Below are 21,466 nucleotides of genomic sequence, written 5' to 3'. Positions count from 1 at the left end.
CTCATTTGGTATGGAATGACCACAACTCAGTAATATAAAGCTAAGTAATAATAGTATTTTTTTCATTTTTATCATTTTATATTAATTTTCAAAAGTAAGAAAACCGCTTGAATGACCTAGCGATTTTCAATTTATTATTAATTTACAAAGATAAATTTTTCTCTAGTCATATCTTTCAGTTGATGTTCTAGCCTTTCAACGTGTTCTTCTCTCAATTTTGAGATATCCTGTGTTGTTTCAAGCATAAGGCTTAAATGATTGATTTTTCGTTTAAAGTCAGCAATCGATTCTTTATAATTATCATTGTCCTCAGGGAGTTCATATCGTATCATAGCCTTTCGCTTTTAGGTTCTACATTCGCATTTTGACACGTGCCACAAACAATAATTCGTTGTACTATTGTCTCGCCACTTATCAAAACTATGCTTTGACGTCGTTCGTTTACTCGGTGGTCGCACTCTAGTGTAGTACGTAAAAACCAATTTTGCGGGTGTGATGCACGAAACGCTTTGGCAAAATCTGAAATTTCAGATTTTGTACTGAAGTATTTTGTTGGTCTCATGATATACCTAATTTAGATATTAAACTTAAACGCAATTGTTTATCATCAATTTGGGCAATATCAGCCAAAATACTAATCATTCTATCCTGAGTAAGGCGGTTGTGTTTACGTTTGGTTATTGCGGGAAGTTGTATTGCAGGTGCGGAATAATTAAGAATGACACTTTCTGCCCAATCTCTAAAAAGTTTTGCTCTTTCGGACTTTATAAAAAAACCAAGTCGAATGATTCCTGCTTTTGTCCATAAAATTTGCTTTGATTGTAGATTGCTTCGACCGTCCAAATTCTGGACTCTCGAAATAAAGTGAACATTTTCAATAAGTTCATCTTTTTGTTGGTTCTTATGACTTCTAATAGTTGAAGCCGAAACGCCATAACCTAATGCTACATCTTTTGTGGGCATTATAAATTCAAAACTAGCATTTTGAATTACAGCAACTGCTAGACCATCGGTTACTTGCAGATGCATGATTTGCTCATTTTTAGACTGAACTGGTCTTACATTTTCTTTTTGCATAATCGAAAATATTAAACGCACGAAAGCCTCGCTGTAGATGTGCAAAAATACCCAAAAGGATAGATTTCCCGTAGTTTCCGCAGGGACATCGTGGCGAGGCTAACGCTTATTGTTAAATAAAAAATTTTAAAGGATTTCTCCTTTGGGGTATTTTTGCTTCACAAACATACAAAATATTTTAATATGCAATAGTTTTGTTTTAATATTTTTTATCTGTCCAATGGATTAATTTCATCTTTAAAAAATTATCGGGGGTTGCTTTTATTTGAGGATAGAAGTAATCAAAAAAATCCCGCCATGTGTCAAAGCCATCGTTAATTGCAAATTCCAGTCTTTCATTATAACCGAACAATTCTTTATCACCAACAGATATTTGTATTAAGTCATTATAACGATAACTCATAAACACTTTTTGAGTGCTGACCACCGGCAGAACCGGAGCAAACCGAAACATATCTTTTTTGCGGACATTGATAAAAAAATCAATCTTCATTCCTGCTTTCCAACGACCTTTTTTGTCTTCCCGGAGGCTGTGCAATTTTGCTTTTACAAGTGGATAAACATCGCCGTCAACTTCATAAGGCTTTGTCAATTCTTCCTGTGTCATTTGTGCCTCGTGCAGCGCGTGGAGTTCTTTCGAAAGATTTTCTTTTAAACCTTTCCATATTTTCTCAACAAAATGTGTTGGTTTTCCGTTTAATTGTGTGCTAAATCCTAATATCATAATTTTTTGTTTAAAATGGTAAGTTATTTTTTGGTATTTTTTCTAAATACATTCTTAAAAAGGTTAGGCTTTTGAATTTACCTTTAATAATGTAGCCTATACAATTGCTTTTTAAAACCTGTTTTATAAATCTTCCTGATTTGGAATTATAACATAATCCACAGGTTGTAAACTTATAAATTGTTGCAAATGAAATTTGATATTTACAAGTGTATTGTACCGTTATTACTAACATTTGACTATTATTAAAGTTGCTGCAATAAAGTAGTTATGCCTCACTTGAAAGCTGCATGTACTCGCCAACAGCTTTAAATATTTGCAGGGCGATTTGCGGCACTATTGCGTTTCCGAATCCGTGTAATTGTTCTCTAACCAATCCTCCGGATACCCCATCATCCACGCATAAAGCCGGGGGTTCACTCGACCAGGAACCGCCCCGAACAATCTGTAAAGATGTTCCGTGAAGTTTCCAGGACTTCGGTGATGTCGTTTCTTGTACATTGGAAAAGAAAGTTTGTCCCTTTTGTAATCTGATGCTGTTGGAGTAAGCAACCAAATACAACCGCGCACGGTGATGGGGCGCACCAACTTCTGACGCACGACAAATTCTCCATTCTGCATTATACCCCATTGCGGATAATTCGGTGAGTATTCTGCCAAAGTCCTGCCCGTTGTTAGTCTTAAGAATATTAGCCACATTTTCGGCAACAATAAACTTTGGTTTGATTTCTCTGATTCCTCTGCAAAACTCAAAGAATAATCCGGTTCTTTCTCCTTGTAACCCCTGTTGACCTTTACCGTCTTGCTTGGCAATGCTGGCATCTTGACAGGGAAATCCGCCTGTGAGAACGTTGATTTTGTTTCTCCAAATAGTGAAGTCTGTTGTTGATATATCTCCATAGCTTTTTGAATTTGGAAATCTGATTTCTAATTTTTTTCTTTTATTTTCAATCCACTCGCAATGGAAAGCATTTTCCCACCCCATCCACTCAGCTGCTAAATCAAAACCACCTATCCCAGAAAATAGCGAGCCGTGAACAAGCGAGGCATAACAAGTGTTTTGCGCAATTGCTGAATTTTCGGTAAGATGTAAATCTGTTTTCATAATTAATTTTTATTGTGGTGATAAATATTCGTTTCAAAAGTCAGCAACCTCGCAAATCACCAAACGTTATAGGCAAGTGTTCTGTTTTCGTTTTCATAAGAACATTTTGTTATAAACCAAATCGTTTTCTGACTTATCTATTATGTATTTTCCAGCTTCAAAATCGCTTCTTACCCATTTAGCAAGAAAATCTACCTTACCTTTTCTTTCAATCCTATAAACCATTCCTTCGGGGTTTTCTTCAGGTCTAATTCCGAAGGTTTTTTTATTTAATTCAGGTAAAATACTTTCAACAGTTGCTGATTCTCCTTTATGTAATAATCTTGGAAGTTGTATTTCGTATTTATTATAAAAACTATCCAAAACATCAAAACTACTTCTTTCGTTATTTTTAGTAAAATGGTCAAAGAAAACTATCGGTTGTAATCTACTATCAATATTATATTTTATTCCGTGAGCTTGAGCCAACCATTCGCCAGTAATTCTTTCTCCATTTACTAACAAATCTATCCAAGTCGTTATGTTTTTATAAACCCAATCACTAAATAAATGATGTTGTTTATACGGACTTGTATTTGCTATATATCCACTTCTTGTAAGTGCAACTATTCTATTGTCAATCTTTCCAATACCTACATTAGAACCATCGTATTTTTCAAAAACAAATACTTCATCATTTTTATCTCTAACTTTTTGAGTCAATATTCTTTCTTGACCTTTATCTATAAAATGGTCGCCAGTTCCTAATTTACTGTTTGATAAATGGGGTATTGAGCCGTAATTTTTTACTCCTAATGGTTTCATAACAAATTTATTTTTAACGACCCACACCAGCCTATAACAGCAGTTTGCAAAAATGGCGGGTTTATTGGTTCATTCATATTTATTTTACGCATCATGTCTATTATTAAGTTGAAAATTTATCGTTACGAAGTCCGCCACTTCTGCAAGCTGCGACAACGTTATGTGCAATGAATCCTCACGCACAAAAATTATCGTTAAAGAAAAATCATATTTCCGCTTTGATGATGGACAAAATCCTTAAGCATAGATTTCCATTGTTCTTTTGTTGCTTTTGAACTTCCGAAAGTAGTTGCATTATCTCCGCACCATTCGCATAATTCGTCTAATGTTTTAAAGACTGGAGAATTAGGGCCTCCTTCTGATGTAGTTTCCCAAAGTTGAAAACCTTCGCCTGTTGGCGGTTCAAAATCTTTCCAATCATCGTGCATTTTTTTGATTTCTTCGCTTTGCCATATTTCGCCTTCACCTTCGCAAAACTCACATTTGCCGTAAATTCCCAAATGCTTTGCCCGAGCTTCAACACAAATCCAACGATTAATTGAATCGTGTCCCATTCCGGTACGGTTCCATTCATTGACTTCATCAGGAGTCGGAATATATTCTGGATCTTTTTTTACCCAACCTTCACCGCTTTTAAAAACGCTAGTAAAATCTCCCAATCTTCTTTCTTTAATGAGTGCGGCGATTTCGATTTCAGTAATATGATTTGACCAACCATTATCATTGTATCGCCTGCCGTTTGGCAAGTCAACCCATTTAGGATTGTCAGAAGCATACCATTCGTCTTGTAATTTTTTAGTGGCTGGATTTAATCCGCATCCGTCACAACTTTTACACTCTTGACTTCTGAAAGGATTTATGAAACCTTTCCAAACTTGATTTGATGGCCAATTAAAATCTAAAGGCACTCGTTTTAATTCTCTTCCCATGATTGTTAATTTTCACTGCACATAACCGCGGCTATAATAAAGTCAGCGATTTGATTAATATTAAGTTTTGTTTTCTAAGAAGCATTTTCTTAGTGGAAAATACTCGGTTTTAAGTGTTGGCATTCTCATAGCCGTCACTCGTTAGCCGTTATTTTTTAGAACGTTTACGTTTCCATAACTTTATTTTATCATCGCCGCCTTTTGCTTTGTTGTAAGCGATCAATACTTTGCCTTTTTCGGCTGTTAATGTTTCATTCATTTTATTGTTGTTTAATTATTAATATTCGTCGTTCCATCGTTTTTGATTAAGCCAAGTAACTAAATGTGCTTTGGCCTGACCTGTTTTAGTTAAAAATTCATCGTATTTTTTAAGCCTGTTGAAACATTTAATTTTATCAACCAGGTTTAACTTTTCGTAAGCCTTCTGGTTTGGTTCTTTCTTGACCTTCAAATTGTACTTTATCCAAAAAGCATCGAATGAATAATCGTCAATTACAAGCTCTATCGTGACCACTTTTTTGTATTGTGTCCACTTTTCCATATCATCGATGGTTCCGGGAAACTGTACACTTTCTAAAAGCTTCAATACACGTACCCCTTTAATATTGTAAAAGGCATGAATTACACAATCAGATTGTCTGTATTGAAACAGCCATTCGTCAGCCGTTTCCTTAAAAGTTACTTTGTATGATATATGTTCTGCCATTGTTTCAAATCTTTCATGTTAAGAAATACGGGGATATTTACATTTTTAGCTAGTTCGGACTCAATTAAAGCCCCTTTAGAGAACGCAAAACACGGAAGCAATAAAAACGGCATCGCATTTCATTAATTCAACAATACAAAGGCGCATTGCTGTGTCCCAGTCTGCATTTTGATTGTTTACTACTTTGATGGGGTTCACAGCTTCGAAACCTGCGAGTGAAACCGTTATTTCGGCCTGTTGAAATTTGGTGTTTGTTTCGTTTTCGGGTAGTCCTGTAACTTTTCCGGCGATGTATATTTTTTTCATTTCAATAGGTATTTAGTTGGCTTAACGTGTTGAAATTTTTTAGCCAGTTCGATTGCTTCCTGTTTAAGCCTATGCTCGGTCTCAAAGATCGTTTCGCTTAACTTCGTAGGTCTTTTAGGCGTTTTATTTAGTGCCATTAATTTATTTTTATTGTTAAGGTTAATGATCCGGGTTTATTGATTTTCGGGCATTTCGTGTACCTTCTTTTAACCTTTAGGTTAATTGGCACGGGAGTTTTAAACATTTTAATATAATATTTTGACATTGCGCATTTTCCGTACCGTCCGGGTGGATAATATAAAATGCGTGGCTCAGATTTAAAATTTTGTTCTGAAAAATCAGGGAAATAATGTTCAATCCACTCCTTATTATTTTTTCTTAATTTTTCAAGTTTTTCAACTGAAACACTTGTATCGTCATCGATGTCATCAATAATTATAAAGTCATCTTTTCGCTCTTTGGGTTTCATGCTAATTGTTGATTTATAGTTGCTGAAATTTGATTAATTGCGTTTTTGTCATATTCACACATTGGAAATTCCGACATAGAAACTAAATACTGTTCTAAAAAATGGGCTTCCACAAGTTCAAGCGCAAAAGAAAATTTTTCTTTATCATTAAAAAGATTAGATTTTTGTTGAACTTGCAATTGCTTGGTTTTAACTTTTAATACAACCTTATCCAGTGCGCTTTTTGCAACTTTAGCAATACGCCCTTTGGCTGGTGCTTTAGATACTTGATCGAAGGCATAAACCAAGGCACTAATTTGTTTTACTGTTAATTTTAATTTTACTTTCATCTTAACACTCGGTTTTAGCTTCGGTTAATTGTTTGTTACATGCAACGCAAAATAGTGCTGTAGTTTCGCAGGTTGCGACTGATTTTAATACCCTGATAACAGCTATGTCATGCGGGCAAACTTCGGTGATGCTAAATGTGTCCATCACTTGTATTTTTTAGTTGTCATTGATTCAAAACAGCTTATAATTTTAGAAAGTTCCTTTTCTTCCATTTTCTTTAAAGGCTTATTAACTGGTGATTTATCACTCTTTAAAAACTCGCTTAATCTATTGATGTCTGGAACTTCGCCCCACTTATCATTTGGTACTACCCATTGAAGTGTGCGCAGTTGTGAAAGGATTGTTCTATGTTGGCGGTTTTTGTTATCGAATAAACCCCAGTTTGCTGCATTGCTTTGCACAATGTTTTTTAACTGCTGTTGGGGCTTATTATAGTTGTCAATAGCTGAACCGGTTCCGGTGTAGAGTTTTGGTTTAGTTGCTGTCATTTTTTTTTGTTGAAGGTGTTGCAGTAAGAAATATAGCAGTTACAATAAACCACCATCCGGAGTGATTCAAAACGAAAACTACATATCCTGTTAAGGCAATAACTATAATTGCATATATGTAGTAAATAATTAATGTGAGATTGTTCATAAAGTTTGTTTTTAAAATTTGCTCCTGAGGCGGGATTCGAACCCGCATATTTCAATTGTTCAATTTTTTCTGAATTACCAATTATCCTACTCAGGAAACCGAATTAACTAACCTAGTTTTTAATATTTATCACCACAAAAAGGACAGTAATCGTGCGTGACAAAAGACTTTCTTTCTTTTTTCTTAATTTCTCCGTCACGTTTTATATGGTTATATCCAATTTCGATTCTTTGACCTGTTAAACATTCCTTGTCAGCTTCACCTTCTGTTGTTCTTCTTATATTTGAACAATCAATTCTAACATAGCTAGCTTTCTCGTTTTCAATAATATTTTGTCTGATTTCATTTAAGCACTCGCACATATTACTTTGTTTTATAAGTTGATTTAGTGTGCTTTTTAAAAGCCGGATTATTAATGACCGCCTTTTCGTAATTCTTAAAAGCGTTCTTTTCTGTAGTGGTCATTTCGCAGTTACATGTCCATTCGCTAATGGTGTTTTTGTAAACTGTTTTTCCGTTAACGGTGTAAACTTCGTGATCGGTTATTGGTTGTATTGTTACGCTCATTTTGCCATTGTTTATATGTTGATTTAAATTTGAATTTTAGCCACTCAATATAAATGGCGATGTCTTTCCGGTTAAACAGTATCAGCAGTATCGCTAATAGCAGTATTGTTGTGTTTTTCATTTTTGTTAAATTCAAATTTATATCCCTGCGAAAAGTCAACCGAGCTAATTGATAGTGGTATTGGTGTTTTGGTGCCATCATCACCAATTAAATTAGCTTCGATGTACCAAACTGAACGAATAGGCTTGTAAGCATCTGAAATGATATTCACACCGTCTGTAAATTCTTCATCATCAAATTTCTTGGTCAATTGTTGAAGTTCTAAAACCCTGCTGCCTTTTAAGTTTCCTTTAGCGTCCTTTTTTAAGAGATTAAATACAATTTCTACAAGTGCAGCTGTTGATTCGTTTGTCGCAAGCGAGCTAATGTATTTTTCGACTTTGGCAATTCCGGCACTTACTGTGTCATCCCAACCATCAGTAACTCTGAACCCAATTGTTATTTCACCACCTTTGCAGGAAAATGTATGAGACTGCTGTTTTTCTTTGATTCCGTAGACATCTGCTTTCAGTTTTAGAATATCTTCGAAAAACTTAAAAGCGTTTGTTTTGGCGTTTGAGATCATTTCTGATGCCGCGCAAAGTGTAAAAATTGCTTTTGGTACTGCTTGCTCTACAAGTTCTTTGTAGGCTTGGCGATCATTATCTTTTTTTGATTCAACTTTTGCCAAAGCCGCCTTTAATTCGGCAGGTGTATAATCAGTTAAATTTTTCGGTTGTTGTGTTTCTGTTGTCATCATGTTATTATTTGTGGATTATTTACTTCTATTTCTTTTGTACTAATTATTGAATATTGAATGTTGTATCTAAATTTGTCCCTGAGTTCAATTAAAAATTCACACTCTAAATTGTAATCGTGCGGGATAATTACTGTCTTTTTTTTACCGTAATACTCAAATCGCTTTTTAATCATTTGATGCAATTTGTATCGCCTGTTCTGTTCCGGGGTTCGTTTACGTTTCTCCATGGTTAAAAAATTGTTCCTGGTTAAACCCACCCCATGAAGTGGCTTGTATTTTTTCGAGTGTAAATTTTACTTTAACCTCAATGTGTGGCGGTACTTTGTAAGTTCTGACCTGATGCGGAAAATTGTCATTATTTAGCTGTGATAACAAAGAGCCGCGTTCCTGATTAATGCAAACACGTTCGAGAGTTTTAAAGACATAAATTTTACCGCAACTCTGTAACTCTGAACAATAAGCCAGCACATTGTGCAAATCTTCTAATCGTTGATAAATGGCTTTGTTCATACATTGTAAATTTTATGTTCTCTTAAATCGAAGGTGTCACGTTCGATGGTTCTGGGGGTGGCTTGCTCTTTTAGCTTTCTCAAATCAGCCTCAATCTGCGGGCGGGCTTCGTGTTCTGGCGAATTATCAAACAACCATTGTTCTAATTCCTCTTTTTTGTTTTTTATTTGCTGTCGTATCATGTTAGTTTGCATAATAAATTGGTGTGTGTGTTAGTAAAAGGTTAGAAAAACCTTTGTTTCGTCTAATTTTATCCAATAATGCTTGCGGGTGTCTTATCATCATCTGTGCTGTACAAGCTTTGTAATGAGATAAAAGTTGGTCAGGTTGTGGCGGAATCACAGTAACTATTTTTAAAAATTGAAGCTCACACTTATTATATTCCATCATAAACCATTTATTCAATCCTGAGTTTGCTAATAGTTGTTGAGTTATACTTGGATATTGTCCATAGTGCTGACACCATTTCATTATACTTAATAACAATCTGTCTTCGTATTCCTCTGTTGACCACTGCAAGTAGTCTTGGATTTGGTTTTGTGTTGTTGTTTTCATGGTTTATCCTTTTATTAAAATTTTAGACATTTTATCGTTATATCCTTGTTCCCAAATAACTCTTGAATCGTAGGCTTCAAATCTGTTTTTAATAATTTCGGCATTGTAGTTTTTTACTTTTACTATAATGTCAGCATCATACTTAATATCATCTGCAATTGCGCCTTTTAATTTATCTTCATCGGCACCGCTGATCCAGATAAATGTGGTGTCCTGAAATTGGCTGATAAATTCAAAATAATGCTCGCTTCGCATTTTCCTAAAAAAGTATTGAACCGAATCAATTACTATTATTTTGGCCTGTCGTTTTTGACTTAACCTTGCTGTTAGTTGTGGCATTGTTTCCTGATGGTAATTGAAGCCTGCAACGCCTTTCATATTATTTCGTTTCAATGCCATTTGAAAACCTTTTTTCATTCCTTCCTCGGAGGTGTTGTAATGTACTTTCTGACCTTGGTTACAAATCTGCTTAACCACTTGCAATACGTAGGATGTTTTACCATGTCCAGAACCTCCATATACTAACCAATGACTATTGCCTAATTGGGGTTCGCCTAAATGTGTTTTCCATTCGTCTGGTATTTTTATGGTTTTAAACTTTTTTTTATCTATGTCTTCGTAGCTGTAGGCTCTGGGTACTTTTTGCATCGTTAAGCCACATTTTTATGATTTAGAAAATAACTCTCTACATCTTGCTTCACCCGTCTTAAATCGCCTTCGCAATTGCTAAATATGATTTCGATTCTTTCGGAATCATATAAGCCGTTTTCTTGACAAATTTTCGCAACATCCGTAAGTACAAGCAGTTTGAGTTTCAAGAACTTTCTGCCTATTCGGGACCATAATTCAAAATAGCCTGAACGATCTGCCTTAACACCTCTTTTGATTCTTTTTTCGAGTGCTGGAACTCCTGAGAGTAAAAAACCGCAATGCCCAACCAGATCATTATAGAAGTCTATAAAGAAATCCATAGAACCATCTTTTAATTTGTCCATCTGGTCAATGATTACTAAAGGTTTATCTAATCCGCTCAAATGGTCAATGAAACGCTCCACTAAATCCTCGGTAGTTCCGAAATCGTCTAATCCGCAGGCTGTAACCAAGGCTTTAGCATAACTTTTTGACTTCCAGAAGGTTTTACATTCTATGTAAATCACATTCGGCAATGTGCTGGCGATTAACTTGTAGGTTTGGCTTTTTCCCGCTCCGGCATCGTACGAAATCCCAAAACTGATAGACTTTTCTTTTGCTTTTTCAGCGTGGCGATAGATATACTCTAAATTGGTTGTCTGGGCTGTTTTCCAATCCAACTCAATGCGAAGCTTCACTTTTACTTTGCGCCACATTTCGTCTTTTATCAAGTCCCAATTCTGGTTTATCATTTGGCTAATAGTTGCCGATGATACGCCAGCTTTGGTGGCTACTTTATTTTGTGATGTCAAAGCACATAAGTGCTTAATTTCTTTTACTATCTGGTGTTTTTGTTCTGTTGTCATATTTGGTTTTTTGTTAGGTTAAAAATCGTATTCCTGATCTACGGCTTCGGTTATTAATTGTTCTACTTTGGTCATGTTTCCGCCCATTTTTATCATTAGGTCGGTATCTTCTATTAATGATTGGCGGTTTATTCCTGTTCTGTCTTCTAGGGCTTTGAGTTCTCGCTGTGTGCGTTCTAATTCTAATTTTCGAACCTGCATATCAGCAAACCAACTTTCTTTGTGGCCTTCTTTCATCAAGGCAGGTATGTTTTGATGTTTTCGCTTAGGTTCTGCATTGGCCACCCAAACAAAATTTCCTTTTCCGTCTTTGTCGTATAATTGCACATATCCGTCAAGAAAATCAGGATCATAGCGGACTTTAAATTTTTTGCCGATGTTTTTGTATCTAAAATCAAGGTCAACCGCTCCTGTTTTGTCATAGACTTCAAACTCGTAATCTTCGCCACCAATTTTTAGATACATTCCGCTTGATTTGTAAGTAACTAGGCGTTTGGTTTCCTCGATCCACATTTTGTCCATAATGTCCCAGAGCGTTAGCGGTTCTTGCATTGGCATTTGGTGCTGATAAACTTCATTTCGTGAAGCTTCAAATTTTGGATGCTGTTTATTGTTCCAAATATTTACAGCCGCCTGCCACGCTTTTTGCAATTCCTCCACTGTTTTTAAATGGTCTTTATTCTCCAGGATAAAATCAACGTTCATTTTGTTGTCATCACGCCTTACCGTTACTCCCTGACCATCGCTAAACCAAAATTTGGTAACAACCTGCTGTTGGAAGCGTTGAAACAACTGTTCTGATGGGTTAGAGTGGTTTCGTGCCTTATTGGGGTGATGCGTTCCGTGTCCTTCAACTGCCATAAGAGAATCATAAAGTGTTTGCATCCTGTCCATTTTATGACCTCCCTGATGGTCATAAGTCAGGTAATAAGGACGGCATTGCGACTCATTTACTGCCATTTTAATAGCTTTGAAATGTTCTATGTGGCTCTCTGTAAAAGATAAATCCCAGCCTATTATCTTTTCGCTGTACACATCAAACATTACATCAATTTTGAGTTTTGCACCCATTTTATTACTTGAATCATCCCAGTAGTGTATCCAGTCCAGTTTGGTACCGTCAATCGCCCAGTAAGCGTTAGGAAACCAGTCCGAGCGATCTCTCGTGATGGTGTGTTTGTATTTTTTGTTATAGGCAGATAGTCCGTGGCGTGCCAATGTCCAGATGCGTTCCTGTTCAGGCTGGTAAAGCCAGTTGTAAATGCCTTGCTCGGTTAAATCTTTCCAACCTCGCTTGATGGCTTCTTTATCGTAATCGGCTAACACTTCCGGAATAGACTTTTTAATGGGAAGACAGTATTTTGCGAGTAGAAAATCGGCTATTTCGTCTTTGATGATCTGGGCATTCTTTTGACCTTCGCCTTTGTGCAAGAAAACCTCGTAACCATTTTTAAGATAGTCGTCATACTTCGCTTTTAGTCTTCGTGGGTTTCCGGGCAATGAGAATGTCCATCTTTTAGGGTTGATGCCATTAACAGCTATGCTTACTTCATTCCAAACCATTGTCGATTTTGTTCCGAATGCTTTTTTCTTCAATTTAGGATCATTAAACAGCATTTGAATGCCGTTTAAAATCATTGCATTGGTAGCTTTTTCGCGTTGATCTTCATCAGATAGTGAACGTCCATTCGGTTTACGGTGTTCTGCAAAAAACTTAGCAGCTTTGATGTCTGGTAGTATATAGGCTTCAAGCTGGTTACGTACAATTACGTCTTTTGGGTTTTTTAGATTTTCTACACATACTTTCTTAAAATCTACACCTTGATGTACTGGCAAATCGTGAAAGCTTACGAAAGCTTCGTTGCCAGCACCTTTTCCTTTTTTAGTATTAACTAATTTTCCTTTAGAACACAGGCGTTTATAATTTGTGTATGAAATCAATGCCCAATCTTCGTAGAGAAGTTTAGCGGGTATAGAGAGTATGTTGTTATGATATTCGTACATATTCAATTATGAATTATGGATTATGAATTGGTTCCCGCCGTGGTGTCGAAACCACGCAAAGCCGTGGCGGGATTTTCACTATATTTGAAACATCTAACCTTTAAAAATAATAGTGATATGAGTATGAAATTCCCTAATTCCTTTGATGAGTTTAAAGAGTCTAATTATCAAATGCTAGGCACCTCTTTTGATTTTGTTAAACATCTTGTTACCACAGCCTCCGCCGTTCTTGCCATATTGATTTCTTTATCTCAGAAACCATATCACAGCATCCTGCTCCTATGTTCACTCGTTTTATTACTGGTGTGTATCCTGTGCGGTACAATTGCCTCATACATTGTACTATTCTCTTTTCGCAAGACTTGCAGGGATATTGTGGAAAATATAGAAGAACAGGTAAATATGGGGGTAAGAGCATACAAGCCTTTAAACCCCGGCTATAGCATCGAAGCAAAAATCTTAGAATTCGTTTGCGTGTTTTCATTTGTTATGGCGATGATATTGTTAGTAATCTTTGCTTTTGACACATTATAATGATTGAGGCTTACTAAACTCGATATTGGTCACGCCTCTACCGTTAAGGGTGTGCGTTTCGATTACTTCGCTTGTGAAATCTTCGTTCACGTGGTGGATGATTTTTGTTTTCATACTATTATAGATTTTTAATTGCGTTTTTAATTTCCTTTTCCATTAACTTGTAATCCTGACAAATTTTACCAGATGTTTCGCTGGTTCTCTCGCCTCGGAGCGATTGGCCTATAAATTGCGTAGTTAAACCGTATTTATCTTTTAATTTTTGGATAATTGCGGGGTTGTAACTTGCGTAGTCTTTTTTTTGTTTATTTTTGTCCATTGGTTTGTTTGTTTCAAATTGTTAAGCAAATATATACATTATTTTGAATACTAAACAATATATTGAATGAATAATTTTAATGATTTAGGTAAAAGATTTGGAGATTACTTGAAATACAAGAGTTTAGGCATCAACGAAACGGCTAAAATACTCGGGTTTTCAGGTAGTCAGGTTAGCAATATTGTGAATGGAAAGGTCTTTGGAACAGATAAAACATTCAAAATATTGAATGAATTTAAAGAGTTATCAGCTGAATGGCTTTTTACAGGAAAAGAACCAATGTTAAAGACAGATGATCCGGGTGTGTCTGATAAAGAAATAAATCAATCCCATTTAGATACTCAAAACAAGCTCATTCAAATGCAAGAAAAAGAAATACTACGATTAGAAAAGGAGTTGGCGGAAATGAAATATACCCAAAGAGAGCCCATTGTTTATTCACATGTGGCTGAATCAGCACCTGAATTAATGAAAAAAGAAAGCAAATAACTAATAATCAGTGTTTTAATATTATTTATACTTTAAAAATCGTGTCGTTTCACAATACTTATAGACCTGTTTTTGGTGCTTATGTGTAGTGTATGTGTTGTTTCATAGTATTTATAAGTCTTGTTTTTTACTGCTTTTGTAACCCTTAACGTAACCCTAACAATAACCCTATTGTGTTTTTTACCTTAATAGCTGTTTTTGTCATTTGTAATAATCGGGCATAAAAAAAGCCCTCGTAATGAGAGCTTTTGTATAGTGCAAATATAGCTTAATGCTTGGTAAATAGTAGTTTTGTGGGTATATTTGCCTTGTGATGGTAGTTCGTTGCTTATATGGGTTATTTATGCTATTTAAACGGTAGTATAATGGTAGTTAATGGTGGCAAAAAGTACATTTTAATATTTCAGCCTTTTTGGGTTTGTATTGGTCTTAAGTCTTGATTTTATTGGGTTTTTTGCTCTTTTTTTGACCTTTTTTATATTAGTATTATGGTACAATTCATTTAATAGGCCCTAAAATTAATAATAATTACATTTATGAAAAAAGTTATAACACTTTTGTTTTTAGTAACATTCGGATTTACACAGGCACAGCAAGCTTTTAAAGGAAAAGGAGATGTAAAAGTGAACGTTGGAGCCAACATTCAAAATGGTGGAACAGGAATTCAAGGTTCAGTAGACTTTGGTTTGGGAGAAAATTTCTCTTTCGGATTTGTCTCAACTTATCTTTTAGGAGTAGATGAATTTTCAGGATTAAATGGTGTTACACCTTATACCGAAAAACCAGAATTTCAAGATCGTTTTGATGCTAAAGCCAGAATCAGTGCTAACCTAAGCAGTGTAATTGGAGTTGAGCAACTAGATGTTTACCCAAGTTTGAACTTAGGATTGCATAATTTTGGTGGCCACGTTGGTGGACGTTACTTCTTTACAGATGGTTTTGGTGTCTTTACTGAAATCGGATTTCCAATTGCAAAATATGGCAATAACGATGGTTTATTTGACCATTTAAACAATCAGACTACATTTAGTTTAGGTGCTTCTTTTAACTTGTAAGCAAAAAAAATTAAACATACAAAAAGCGTTCATCTCATGGTGAACGCTTTTTTTTATTCTTACCAAAATCATCTTCGAATTAATGTTTTAATGAGACATTATTTATTTTCTCTTTCTTGAAAAAAACTACAAAACAGTAAATCTTTATTTTAGAATTAATTATTTTTCTTATTAAAATAAAGATTTAACAATTTTTACAAAAAAAAATATTTTTTTATTTTTCAGCCAAATAATTCTATTCTAGAAGAGCATTATTCTTTCAAAACCGAGAACACATAAGGTGTGTAATTTATTACAATTTATGTAATAAATTACACTATTTATATATTAAGACATAATTATTTATGTGATATGTTTTTTTTAAGTATAAAAAATATCAATTTCAAAAAAATTTATATTTTTGTGTAATCGATTACAAATTAAAACTAAATTTTAATAGTCGTCTTAAAACCACTTTTATATTACACTACTAACTATTAAACCACATTATTATGAAAAAAAATCTACTAATTCTAATGCTCACGCTCTTCGCAGGACAAATCTGGGCGCAGCAACTTACTATTACAGAATCTACCGGCTGGCTGGAATCTGCATTTGTAAAATGGCAACCCGTGACAAACGCAACAAGTTATAATGTTTATTATACTGGAAACGGAAATGTTGATAAAAAAATAGACAACGAATTGATTCGCAGTTACGGATCTTATTATCGAGCAGACATTCCCGGTCTTAAAGCAGGCAGCTATACCATAAAAATCAGGCCTGTTATTAGCGGCAGCGAGGGAACTGGCTCTACAACAAGTGCAATCACAGTATTCGCACAAGATCGTGCAGGGTTTGCATTCTCGAACGGAAGAGTTCCAGGAGCGTATAACGCAGATGGTACACCGAAAAGCAATGCTGTAATTTTATACATCACCGAACAAACAAAAAATACCATTTCGATGACAGTTACTGGCGCCACCACAAATCCTTGTGTTGGACTGCAAACTATTTTGGATGCCTACAAAAAAGGGAAAGATTTGCGACCAATAATTATACGATTAGTGGGTCAAATTACAGATCTTTCGTATATGCTTGATGGAGATTTAGTTATAGAAAACAACAAAACAGCCAATTGCTACCTCACCTTAGAAGGAGTAGGAAATGATGCTGTAGCAGATGGGTGGGGAATCCGAATTAAAAATGCATCTAATATCGAAGTGCGCAACATTGGTACAATGAACTGTAATAGCGGCGAAGGCGATAATATTGGGTTGCAACAAAACAACGATTACATTTGGGTGCACAACTGCGATTTCTTTTATGGAGATGCGGGCAGCGATGCCGATCAGATAAAAGGCGATGGCGCACTGGATTGTAAAAAATCTACTTATGTGACTTTTTCATACAATCACTTTTGGGATTCTGGTAAATCAAATTTATTAGGCTTGAGCGAAGGAACAACAGCCGGGCTTTACATCACGTATCATCACAATTGGTACGATCATTCAGATTCGCGTCATCCACGTGTCCGTTATTATTCTGCTCACGTGTATAATAATTATTATGATGGAAATTCAAAATACGGAATTGGATCCACTTTAGGTTCATCTGTATTTGTAGAGAATAACTTTTTCCGCAACTGCAAATATCCTATGCTCACGTCTATGCAGGGAACAGATGTTTTCGGTGGTGCCGAAGGAACTTTTTCCGGAGAAGCAGGAGGTACAATAAAAGCGTACAACAACACAATGAGCGGACAAAACAGATTTATAGCTTATGATGCCACCAACTATCCGAAGGAATTTGATGCTTATGTAGCGAGTACCCGCAATGAAACCATTAGCAGCAGCATTACATCAAAATCAGGCTCTAATACTTACAACAACTTTGACACCAATTCGAGTGTTATGTATGCCTATACTCCAGACAGCCCAGAAGTAGCCAAAACAAATGTGATGCAATATGCTGGTCGTATTTCTGGCGGTGATTTAAAATGGACATTCAACAATACTGTTGATGACGTTGCAGACGCAGTAAATACAGGTCTAAAAGCAGCACTTCTTGGATATCAAACAAGTCTGGTTGCCGTACAAGGCGGCACCAATCCTCCAGCGGGAAACCAAACACTTACAGTACCTACTAACAACAATCAAACGGTAACAAGTGGTACAGCAATAGCTTCAATAGTATTTACCTGGGGTGGAGACGCCACAGACGCAACCGTAACAGGATTGCCAGCATCTGGAATCACTTTTGTAAAAAACAGTAGTAATAAAACAATTACCATTTCGGGAACTCCAACAGCAACTATAACCTACTCTATTGCCACTACGGGAAGCATCGGAACAGCTGCAACAGGATCAGGAACGATTACAGTTACCTCAGCAGGTTCTCAAACACTTACTTCGCCAACAAATAATAGCCAAACGGTAGCAAGCGGAAGTGCTATAACTACAATAGTATATACTTGGGGTGGCACCGCAACCGATGCCACCGTAACAGGGTTGCCGGCATCTGGAATCACTTTTGTAAAAAATAGTAGTAATAAAACGATCACCATTTCGGGAACTCCAACAGCAACTGTAACCTACTCTATTGCCACTGCAGGAACAGCAGGAGCTGTCGCGACAAGATCCGGAACCATTACGGTTACTACCAGCACACCCTCAAGTGATCAAATTCATAATTTTACTACATCTGGAAAAACGAGTAGCTTTTATACTATTACAGGAAACATGAACTCAACAGCAGGATCTGTAACGTACCAAGGACTGACACTGACCGCTCGTTTAAAAATAGAGTCTAGTACATCGATTACCTACACAACAACCGCTGCTTCAACTTTAACGTTGGTGTTTGATACTGGTTTTTCGGGAACAATAAAAGTCAATAACACTTCTTACACTGCTGTGAATGGAGTAGCCACTATTTCAGTTCCAGCTGGAAGCAACACGATAACTAAAAGTTCTGTTGCCAATTTATATTACATTAGCACAAAATTTAATACAGGAATGCTGCGTATTGCTCCTACAAAAGAAGCAGAAACAAAAGTGGCGATATACCCAAATCCTGTGACTACAACTTTATACTTAATAGATCCTGAGCAAAAAATTGAAAAAGTTATACTTTACAATATTGCCGGAACTGTGGTAAAAAGCGTAGGAAACAATATTGAGAACATAGATGTGAGTGCGTTAACCTCTGGAAACTATATTCTAAAACTGATTAACAAAGATGGTTCATCAACCAGCCAAGTAATTATTAAAAAATAAAGTTCTACTTGTGTTTAAAACCTAAAAAGGCTTCCAAAATTTTGGAAGCCTTTTTTATAAAATATCATTTGATAATCTTGTGTTACAAATCAAATTTGATGCCTTGTGCCAAAGGCAAACTTGTTGTATAATTGATCGTATTGGTTTGGCGACGCATGTAAATTTTCCAAGCATCAGAACCCGATTCGCGACCGCCTCCTGTTTCTTTTTCTCCTCCAAAAGCACCTCCAATTTCGGCTCCGGATGTTCCGATGTTTACGTTTGCAATTCCGCAATCTGAACCTGTAACCGACAAAAATCTTTCGGCTTCACGCAAATTATTCGTCATAATTGCTGACGATAATCCTTGTGCTACGCCATTTTGAACCTCAATAGCGTCTTCTACGTCTCCAGAATATTTAATCAAATATAAAACTGGAGCAAAAGTTTCATGCTGTACAATTTCGAATGAATTATGTGCTTCTGCAATCGCAGGTTTTACATAACAACCGCTTTCGTAACCTTCACCAGAAAGTACGCCTCCTTCTACTAAAATTTTACCTCCTTCAGCCACCACTTTATTCAGTGCTTTAGCATACATTTCTACTGCATGCGTGTCGATAAGCGGTCCAACATGATTGTTTTCGTCCAGCGGATTTCCGATGCGTAATTGTTTGTAAGCCGCAACCAAAGCGTCTTTTACTTTTTCGTAAATACTTTCGTGAATAATCAATCGACGTGTTGATGTACAACGCTGTCCCGCCGTACCGACTGCCCCAAAAACAGCTCCGATCACGGTCATTTTTATGTCGGCATCTGGCGTAACAATTATAGCATTGTTTCCACCTAATTCTAATAATGATTTTCCTAAACGACCCGCTACTGCTTGTGCAACGATTTTTCCCATACGGGTAGAACCTGTTGCAGAAATCAAAGGAATTCGAGTATCAGCAGTCATCAATTCGCCTATTTTATAATCGCCATTGATCAAACATGAAATACCTTCCGGTAAATTATTTTCTCTGATGACTTCTGCCATAATGTTTTGACAAGCCACACCACAAAGAGGTGTTTTTTCAGAAGGTTTCCAAACACAAACATCTCCAGAAATCCATGCTAAAGCGGTGTTCCAAGCCCAAACTGCGACTGGAAAATTAAATGCCGAAATGATCCCAACCACTCCTAATGAATGATATTGCTCGTACATACGGTGTCCAGGACGCTCAGAATGCATCGTCAAACCGTGTAATTGGCGTGATAAACCTACTGCAAAATCACAAATATCAATCATTTCCTGTACTTCACCGTATCCTTCCTGCAATGATTTCCCCATTTCATAAGAAACCAATTTACCTAAAGCTTCTTTATTTTTTCTTAATTTCTCTCCAAATTGACGTACAATTTCTCCCCTTTGCGGAGCAGGAATCAATCGAAAAGCTTTGAAAGCTGTTGTAGCTGACTGCATTACTTTTTCGTAATCTTGAGGCGTCGTCATTTTGACAGAGGCGATTAGTTTTCCATCAACTGGAGAATAACTCTCTAAAATTTCTCCAGAAGAAAAACTTTCTAAACCTGTAGATGTTCCTTCATTGATCGCTTTGATGCCCAATTTTTCCAGAGCTTCATTCATTCCAAATTGTGATGCTATTGTTATCATTGTAACTTTTTTAGTTAAAATTGTTATATTATTTCGTAAAGATAAGAGTTCCAGTTGAATTTTAATCGATTCGCTTTGTTAAAATCAAAGTAAAATTAGGGTTAATTAATAGTATTTTCACGAATTATCGGCAATTTATTCGGTTTAATTAATGAAATTTGCGTTTATAAATATACTTCTATGACCCTTTTTAATCGTTTTCTGATTGGTTTTCTTTTTCTCTCTTTTTCGTGCATAGCTCAAAAAGCGCCAAAATCAGCTTTTCAGGTCGTGCCTTTGGGCATAAAAGGCGGCATTGATGAAAAGAATCTTTCTGCCTATTTATTGGCCCCTTCCAATACGAAAGATTTTATTTGTTTGGACGCAGGAACGGTGCACGCAGGAATTGAAAAAGCGGTTGAGAATAAGGTTTTCAAAATTTCGACAAGCGAAGTTTTACGAAAATACATCAAAGGATATTTGATTTCGCATGCCCATCTGGATCATGTTTCGGGTTTGATTATCAACTCGCCTGCAGATTCCTCCAAAACAGTTTATGCAACAAATAAATGCATGGAAATGATGGAAAATCATTATTTTAATGATCAGACCTGGGCCAATTTTGGAGATACAGGAGTTGGTTTTCCGTTGAAAAAATACCATTTTCAGACTTTAACCCTAACCGAAGAAACGCCCATCACAAATACTACTATGACTGTAAAAGCATTTGCACTGAGTCATGTAAATCCGTACGAAAGCACCGCTTTTCTGATTAAAAACGGAGACAATTATGCTTTGTATCTGGGCGACACGGGACCTGATGTTGTGGAGAAAAGTGACCATTTGCGCACACTTTGGACGGCGATTGCACCACTCATTCAAAACAAACAATTGAAAGGTATTTTTATTGAAGTCTCGTTTCCGAATGAGCAACCGGACAAGTTTTTGTTCGGACATTTGACTCCTAATTATTTGATGAAAGAATTGCACGCCCTTGAGGAATTGACTGGAAAAGACAGTTTGAAAGGCTTTAAAATTATCGTTACCCATTTGAAACCACCTACTACAAATATCATTAAAATTAAGGCGCAACTTAAACAAGTAAACGATCTGGGCGTACAACTTATTTATCCTGAACAAGGGAAAAAATTTGAATTGTAGTATTCTTGAAAACTGATT

Annotated in this window: 29 protein-coding genes and 1 tRNA gene; 5 read left to right on the top strand and 25 right to left on the bottom strand. The window is 36.1% G+C overall.

Features of this window, described 5'->3' with window-relative positions; genetic code table 11:
- Positions 1 to 137: 137 nt before the first annotated feature.
- From J3495_RS05025 to J3495_RS04915, 23 genes are all read right to left on the bottom strand, one after another.
- The gene (locus J3495_RS05025) at positions 138 to 332 is read right to left on the bottom strand and encodes a hypothetical protein (RefSeq protein ID WP_210665473.1); all 195 of its coding nucleotides are present in this window, start codon (positions 330 to 332) and stop codon (positions 138 to 140) included.
- A gap of 226 nt (positions 333 to 558) precedes the next feature.
- Complete coding sequence (locus tag J3495_RS05020; protein ID WP_210665472.1) at positions 559 to 1,077, bottom strand: hypothetical protein; 519 nt, start codon at positions 1,075 to 1,077, stop codon at positions 559 to 561.
- Positions 1,078 to 1,276: 199 nt separating this feature from the next.
- Positions 1,277 to 1,801: a hypothetical protein gene (locus J3495_RS05015; RefSeq protein ID WP_210665471.1), complete on the bottom strand. Its 525-nt coding sequence runs from the start codon at positions 1,799 to 1,801 to the stop codon at positions 1,277 to 1,279.
- A gap of 268 nt (positions 1,802 to 2,069) precedes the next feature.
- A complete protein-coding gene (locus J3495_RS05010) occupies positions 2,070 to 2,906 on the bottom strand; it encodes a DNA cytosine methyltransferase (RefSeq protein WP_210665470.1) in 837 nt (278 codons plus the stop codon).
- Positions 2,907 to 2,999: 93 nt separating this feature from the next.
- Positions 3,000 to 3,710: an RNA ligase family protein gene (locus J3495_RS05005; RefSeq protein ID WP_210665469.1), complete on the bottom strand. Its 711-nt coding sequence runs from the start codon at positions 3,708 to 3,710 to the stop codon at positions 3,000 to 3,002.
- A 194-nt stretch (positions 3,711 to 3,904) separates the two neighbouring features.
- Positions 3,905 to 4,639 carry a hypothetical protein gene (locus J3495_RS05000; protein ID WP_210665468.1) on the bottom strand — a complete coding sequence of 245 codons (735 nt, stop codon included), beginning with the start codon at positions 4,637 to 4,639 and terminating at the stop codon, positions 3,905 to 3,907.
- 277 nt (positions 4,640 to 4,916) lie between these two features.
- The gene (locus J3495_RS04995; protein WP_210665467.1) at positions 4,917 to 5,345 is read right to left on the bottom strand and encodes a hypothetical protein; all 429 of its coding nucleotides are present in this window, start codon (positions 5,343 to 5,345) and stop codon (positions 4,917 to 4,919) included.
- A gap of 75 nt (positions 5,346 to 5,420) precedes the next feature.
- On the bottom strand, positions 5,421 to 5,651 hold the full coding sequence (locus tag J3495_RS04990; RefSeq protein WP_210665466.1) for a DUF4406 domain-containing protein: 231 nt from the start codon (positions 5,649 to 5,651) through the stop codon (positions 5,421 to 5,423).
- Positions 5,652 to 5,787: 136 nt separating this feature from the next.
- Positions 5,788 to 6,120: a hypothetical protein gene (locus tag J3495_RS04985; RefSeq protein WP_210665465.1), complete on the bottom strand. Its 333-nt coding sequence runs from the start codon at positions 6,118 to 6,120 to the stop codon at positions 5,788 to 5,790.
- Complete coding sequence (locus J3495_RS04980; RefSeq protein WP_210665464.1) at positions 6,117 to 6,449, bottom strand: hypothetical protein; 333 nt, start codon at positions 6,447 to 6,449, stop codon at positions 6,117 to 6,119. Before J3495_RS04980 ends, J3495_RS04985 begins: the two co-directional genes overlap by 4 nt.
- 1 nt (position 6,450) lies before the next feature.
- Positions 6,451 to 6,594 carry a hypothetical protein gene (locus J3495_RS04975; RefSeq protein ID WP_210665463.1) on the bottom strand — a complete coding sequence of 48 codons (144 nt, stop codon included), beginning with the start codon at positions 6,592 to 6,594 and terminating at the stop codon, positions 6,451 to 6,453.
- Positions 6,594 to 6,938 (bottom strand): hypothetical protein, encoded by a 345-nt coding sequence (locus tag J3495_RS04970; protein WP_210665462.1) that lies wholly within the window; start codon positions 6,936 to 6,938, stop codon positions 6,594 to 6,596. Before J3495_RS04970 ends, J3495_RS04975 begins: the two co-directional genes overlap by 1 nt.
- Positions 6,925 to 7,086 carry a hypothetical protein gene (locus tag J3495_RS04965; RefSeq protein WP_210665461.1) on the bottom strand — a complete coding sequence of 54 codons (162 nt, stop codon included), beginning with the start codon at positions 7,084 to 7,086 and terminating at the stop codon, positions 6,925 to 6,927. Before J3495_RS04965 ends, J3495_RS04970 begins: the two co-directional genes overlap by 14 nt.
- 21 nt (positions 7,087 to 7,107) lie before the next feature.
- Positions 7,108 to 7,182: transfer RNA gene (locus J3495_RS04960), tRNA-OTHER, on the bottom strand.
- Positions 7,183 to 7,205: 23 nt separating this feature from the next.
- Positions 7,206 to 7,448, bottom strand: a complete 243-nt coding sequence (locus J3495_RS04955) for a hypothetical protein (protein WP_210665460.1) — start codon at positions 7,446 to 7,448, stop codon at positions 7,206 to 7,208.
- A 1-nt stretch (position 7,449) separates the two neighbouring features.
- A complete protein-coding gene (locus J3495_RS04950; protein ID WP_210665459.1) occupies positions 7,450 to 7,653 on the bottom strand; it encodes a hypothetical protein in 204 nt (67 codons plus the stop codon).
- Positions 7,654 to 7,724: 71 nt separating this feature from the next.
- Positions 7,725 to 8,453, bottom strand: a complete 729-nt coding sequence (locus J3495_RS04945) for a DUF3164 family protein (RefSeq protein ID WP_236025393.1) — start codon at positions 8,451 to 8,453, stop codon at positions 7,725 to 7,727.
- Positions 8,454 to 8,666: 213 nt separating this feature from the next.
- A complete protein-coding gene (locus J3495_RS04940; protein WP_210665458.1) occupies positions 8,667 to 8,963 on the bottom strand; it encodes a hypothetical protein in 297 nt (98 codons plus the stop codon).
- Positions 8,960 to 9,145, bottom strand: a complete 186-nt coding sequence (locus J3495_RS04935) for a hypothetical protein (RefSeq protein WP_210665457.1) — start codon at positions 9,143 to 9,145, stop codon at positions 8,960 to 8,962. The genes J3495_RS04940 and J3495_RS04935 overlap by 4 nt, the downstream gene beginning before the upstream one ends.
- Before the next feature lies 1 nt (position 9,146).
- Positions 9,147 to 9,518, bottom strand: a complete 372-nt coding sequence (locus J3495_RS04930) for a hypothetical protein (protein ID WP_210665456.1) — start codon at positions 9,516 to 9,518, stop codon at positions 9,147 to 9,149.
- 3 nt (positions 9,519 to 9,521) lie between these two features.
- Positions 9,522 to 10,166, bottom strand: coding sequence for a P-loop NTPase family protein (locus J3495_RS04925; RefSeq protein WP_210665455.1), 645 nt, complete (start codon positions 10,164 to 10,166; stop codon positions 9,522 to 9,524).
- A 2-nt stretch (positions 10,167 to 10,168) separates the two neighbouring features.
- Entirely contained in the window at positions 10,169 to 11,014 is an 846-nt protein-coding gene (locus J3495_RS04920; RefSeq protein ID WP_210665454.1) for an AAA family ATPase, read from the bottom strand.
- Between the two features lie 18 nt (positions 11,015 to 11,032).
- Positions 11,033 to 13,018, bottom strand: a complete 1,986-nt coding sequence (locus tag J3495_RS04915; protein WP_210665453.1) for a hypothetical protein — start codon at positions 13,016 to 13,018, stop codon at positions 11,033 to 11,035.
- A 15-nt stretch (positions 13,019 to 13,033) separates the two neighbouring features.
- Between J3495_RS04915 and J3495_RS04910 the strand changes: the two genes are divergently transcribed.
- Positions 13,034 to 13,552 carry a hypothetical protein gene (locus tag J3495_RS04910; protein ID WP_210665452.1) on the top strand — a complete coding sequence of 173 codons (519 nt, stop codon included), beginning with the start codon at positions 13,034 to 13,036 and terminating at the stop codon, positions 13,550 to 13,552.
- A 118-nt stretch (positions 13,553 to 13,670) separates the two neighbouring features.
- On the opposite strand, the gene J3495_RS04905 is transcribed toward J3495_RS04910, so the two are convergent.
- The gene (locus tag J3495_RS04905; protein ID WP_210665451.1) at positions 13,671 to 13,871 is read right to left on the bottom strand and encodes a hypothetical protein; all 201 of its coding nucleotides are present in this window, start codon (positions 13,869 to 13,871) and stop codon (positions 13,671 to 13,673) included.
- Positions 13,872 to 13,937: 66 nt separating this feature from the next.
- On the opposite strand from J3495_RS04905, the gene J3495_RS04900 reads away from it, so the two are divergent.
- The 3 genes from J3495_RS04900 to J3495_RS04890 all read left to right on the top strand — a co-directional run bounded on the left by J3495_RS04900 (position 13,938) and on the right by J3495_RS04890 (position 18,672).
- On the top strand, positions 13,938 to 14,360 hold the full coding sequence (locus J3495_RS04900; RefSeq protein WP_210665450.1) for a helix-turn-helix domain-containing protein: 423 nt from the start codon (positions 13,938 to 13,940) through the stop codon (positions 14,358 to 14,360).
- Positions 14,361 to 14,896: 536 nt separating this feature from the next.
- On the top strand, positions 14,897 to 15,415 hold the full coding sequence (locus tag J3495_RS04895) for a DUF6646 family protein (protein WP_210665449.1): 519 nt from the start codon (positions 14,897 to 14,899) through the stop codon (positions 15,413 to 15,415).
- Between the two features lie 491 nt (positions 15,416 to 15,906).
- Entirely contained in the window at positions 15,907 to 18,672 is a 2,766-nt protein-coding gene (locus tag J3495_RS04890) for a pectate lyase family protein (protein WP_210665448.1), read from the top strand.
- 82 nt (positions 18,673 to 18,754) lie between these two features.
- Here J3495_RS04890 and amaB read toward each other — a convergent pair whose 3' ends face one another.
- Positions 18,755 to 20,308 carry an L-piperidine-6-carboxylate dehydrogenase gene (gene amaB, locus J3495_RS04885; protein WP_210665447.1) on the bottom strand — a complete coding sequence of 518 codons (1,554 nt, stop codon included), beginning with the start codon at positions 20,306 to 20,308 and terminating at the stop codon, positions 18,755 to 18,757.
- 180 nt (positions 20,309 to 20,488) lie between these two features.
- On the opposite strand from amaB, the gene J3495_RS04880 reads away from it, so the two are divergent.
- The gene (locus tag J3495_RS04880) at positions 20,489 to 21,448 is read left to right on the top strand and encodes an MBL fold metallo-hydrolase (RefSeq protein ID WP_210665446.1); all 960 of its coding nucleotides are present in this window, start codon (positions 20,489 to 20,491) and stop codon (positions 21,446 to 21,448) included.
- The last annotated feature ends 18 nt before the right edge of the window (positions 21,449 to 21,466 follow it).

It is taken from the genome of Flavobacterium geliluteum (assembly GCF_017948595.1).
Lineage (GTDB): Bacteria > Bacteroidota > Bacteroidia > Flavobacteriales > Flavobacteriaceae > Flavobacterium > Flavobacterium flavipigmentatum.
This window is presented reverse-complemented; position numbering and strand designations above follow the sequence as displayed.

What these genes read in the sequence shown, in the direction of transcription:
- J3495_RS05025 (WP_210665473.1), bottom strand. Translation starts at nt 332, where the DNA reads ATGATACGATATGAACTCCCTGAGGACAATGATAATTATAAAGAATCG.
- J3495_RS05020 (WP_210665472.1), bottom strand. Translation starts at nt 1,077, where the DNA reads ATGCAAAAAGAAAATGTAAGACCAGTTCAGTCTAAAAATGAGCAAATC.
- J3495_RS05015 (WP_210665471.1), bottom strand. Translation starts at nt 1,801, where the DNA reads ATGATATTAGGATTTAGCACACAATTAAACGGAAAACCAACACATTTT.
- J3495_RS05010 (WP_210665470.1), bottom strand. Translation starts at nt 2,906, where the DNA reads ATGAAAACAGATTTACATCTTACCGAAAATTCAGCAATTGCGCAAAAC.
- J3495_RS05005 (WP_210665469.1), bottom strand. Translation starts at nt 3,710, where the DNA reads ATGAAACCATTAGGAGTAAAAAATTACGGCTCAATACCCCATTTATCA.
- J3495_RS05000 (WP_210665468.1), bottom strand. Translation starts at nt 4,639, where the DNA reads ATGGGAAGAGAATTAAAACGAGTGCCTTTAGATTTTAATTGGCCATCA.
- J3495_RS04995 (WP_210665467.1), bottom strand. Translation starts at nt 5,345, where the DNA reads ATGGCAGAACATATATCATACAAAGTAACTTTTAAGGAAACGGCTGAC.
- J3495_RS04990 (WP_210665466.1), bottom strand. Translation starts at nt 5,651, where the DNA reads ATGAAAAAAATATACATCGCCGGAAAAGTTACAGGACTACCCGAAAAC.
- J3495_RS04985 (WP_210665465.1), bottom strand. Translation starts at nt 6,120, where the DNA reads ATGAAACCCAAAGAGCGAAAAGATGACTTTATAATTATTGATGACATC.
- J3495_RS04980 (WP_210665464.1), bottom strand. Translation starts at nt 6,449, where the DNA reads ATGAAAGTAAAATTAAAATTAACAGTAAAACAAATTAGTGCCTTGGTT.
- J3495_RS04975 (WP_210665463.1), bottom strand. Translation starts at nt 6,594, where the DNA reads ATGGACACATTTAGCATCACCGAAGTTTGCCCGCATGACATAGCTGTT.
- J3495_RS04970 (WP_210665462.1), bottom strand. Translation starts at nt 6,938, where the DNA reads ATGACAGCAACTAAACCAAAACTCTACACCGGAACCGGTTCAGCTATT.
- J3495_RS04965 (WP_210665461.1), bottom strand. Translation starts at nt 7,086, where the DNA reads ATGAACAATCTCACATTAATTATTTACTACATATATGCAATTATAGTT.
- J3495_RS04955 (WP_210665460.1), bottom strand. Translation starts at nt 7,448, where the DNA reads ATGTGCGAGTGCTTAAATGAAATCAGACAAAATATTATTGAAAACGAG.
- J3495_RS04950 (WP_210665459.1), bottom strand. Translation starts at nt 7,653, where the DNA reads ATGAGCGTAACAATACAACCAATAACCGATCACGAAGTTTACACCGTT.
- J3495_RS04945 (WP_236025393.1), bottom strand. Translation starts at nt 8,453, where the DNA reads ATGATGACAACAGAAACACAACAACCGAAAAATTTAACTGATTATACA.
- J3495_RS04940 (WP_210665458.1), bottom strand. Translation starts at nt 8,963, where the DNA reads ATGAACAAAGCCATTTATCAACGATTAGAAGATTTGCACAATGTGCTG.
- J3495_RS04935 (WP_210665457.1), bottom strand. Translation starts at nt 9,145, where the DNA reads ATGATACGACAGCAAATAAAAAACAAAAAAGAGGAATTAGAACAATGG.
- J3495_RS04930 (WP_210665456.1), bottom strand. Translation starts at nt 9,518, where the DNA reads ATGAAAACAACAACACAAAACCAAATCCAAGACTACTTGCAGTGGTCA.
- J3495_RS04925 (WP_210665455.1), bottom strand. Translation starts at nt 10,166, where the DNA reads ATGCAAAAAGTACCCAGAGCCTACAGCTACGAAGACATAGATAAAAAA.
- J3495_RS04920 (WP_210665454.1), bottom strand. Translation starts at nt 11,014, where the DNA reads ATGACAACAGAACAAAAACACCAGATAGTAAAAGAAATTAAGCACTTA.
- J3495_RS04915 (WP_210665453.1), bottom strand. Translation starts at nt 13,018, where the DNA reads ATGTACGAATATCATAACAACATACTCTCTATACCCGCTAAACTTCTC.
- J3495_RS04910 (WP_210665452.1), top strand. Translation starts at nt 13,034, where the DNA reads ATGGATTATGAATTGGTTCCCGCCGTGGTGTCGAAACCACGCAAAGCC.
- J3495_RS04905 (WP_210665451.1), bottom strand. Translation starts at nt 13,871, where the DNA reads ATGGACAAAAATAAACAAAAAAAAGACTACGCAAGTTACAACCCCGCA.
- J3495_RS04900 (WP_210665450.1), top strand. Translation starts at nt 13,938, where the DNA reads ATGAATAATTTTAATGATTTAGGTAAAAGATTTGGAGATTACTTGAAA.
- J3495_RS04895 (WP_210665449.1), top strand. Translation starts at nt 14,897, where the DNA reads ATGAAAAAAGTTATAACACTTTTGTTTTTAGTAACATTCGGATTTACA.
- J3495_RS04890 (WP_210665448.1), top strand. Translation starts at nt 15,907, where the DNA reads ATGAAAAAAAATCTACTAATTCTAATGCTCACGCTCTTCGCAGGACAA.
- amaB (WP_210665447.1), bottom strand. Translation starts at nt 20,308, where the DNA reads ATGATAACAATAGCATCACAATTTGGAATGAATGAAGCTCTGGAAAAA.
- J3495_RS04880 (WP_210665446.1), top strand. Translation starts at nt 20,489, where the DNA reads ATGACCCTTTTTAATCGTTTTCTGATTGGTTTTCTTTTTCTCTCTTTT.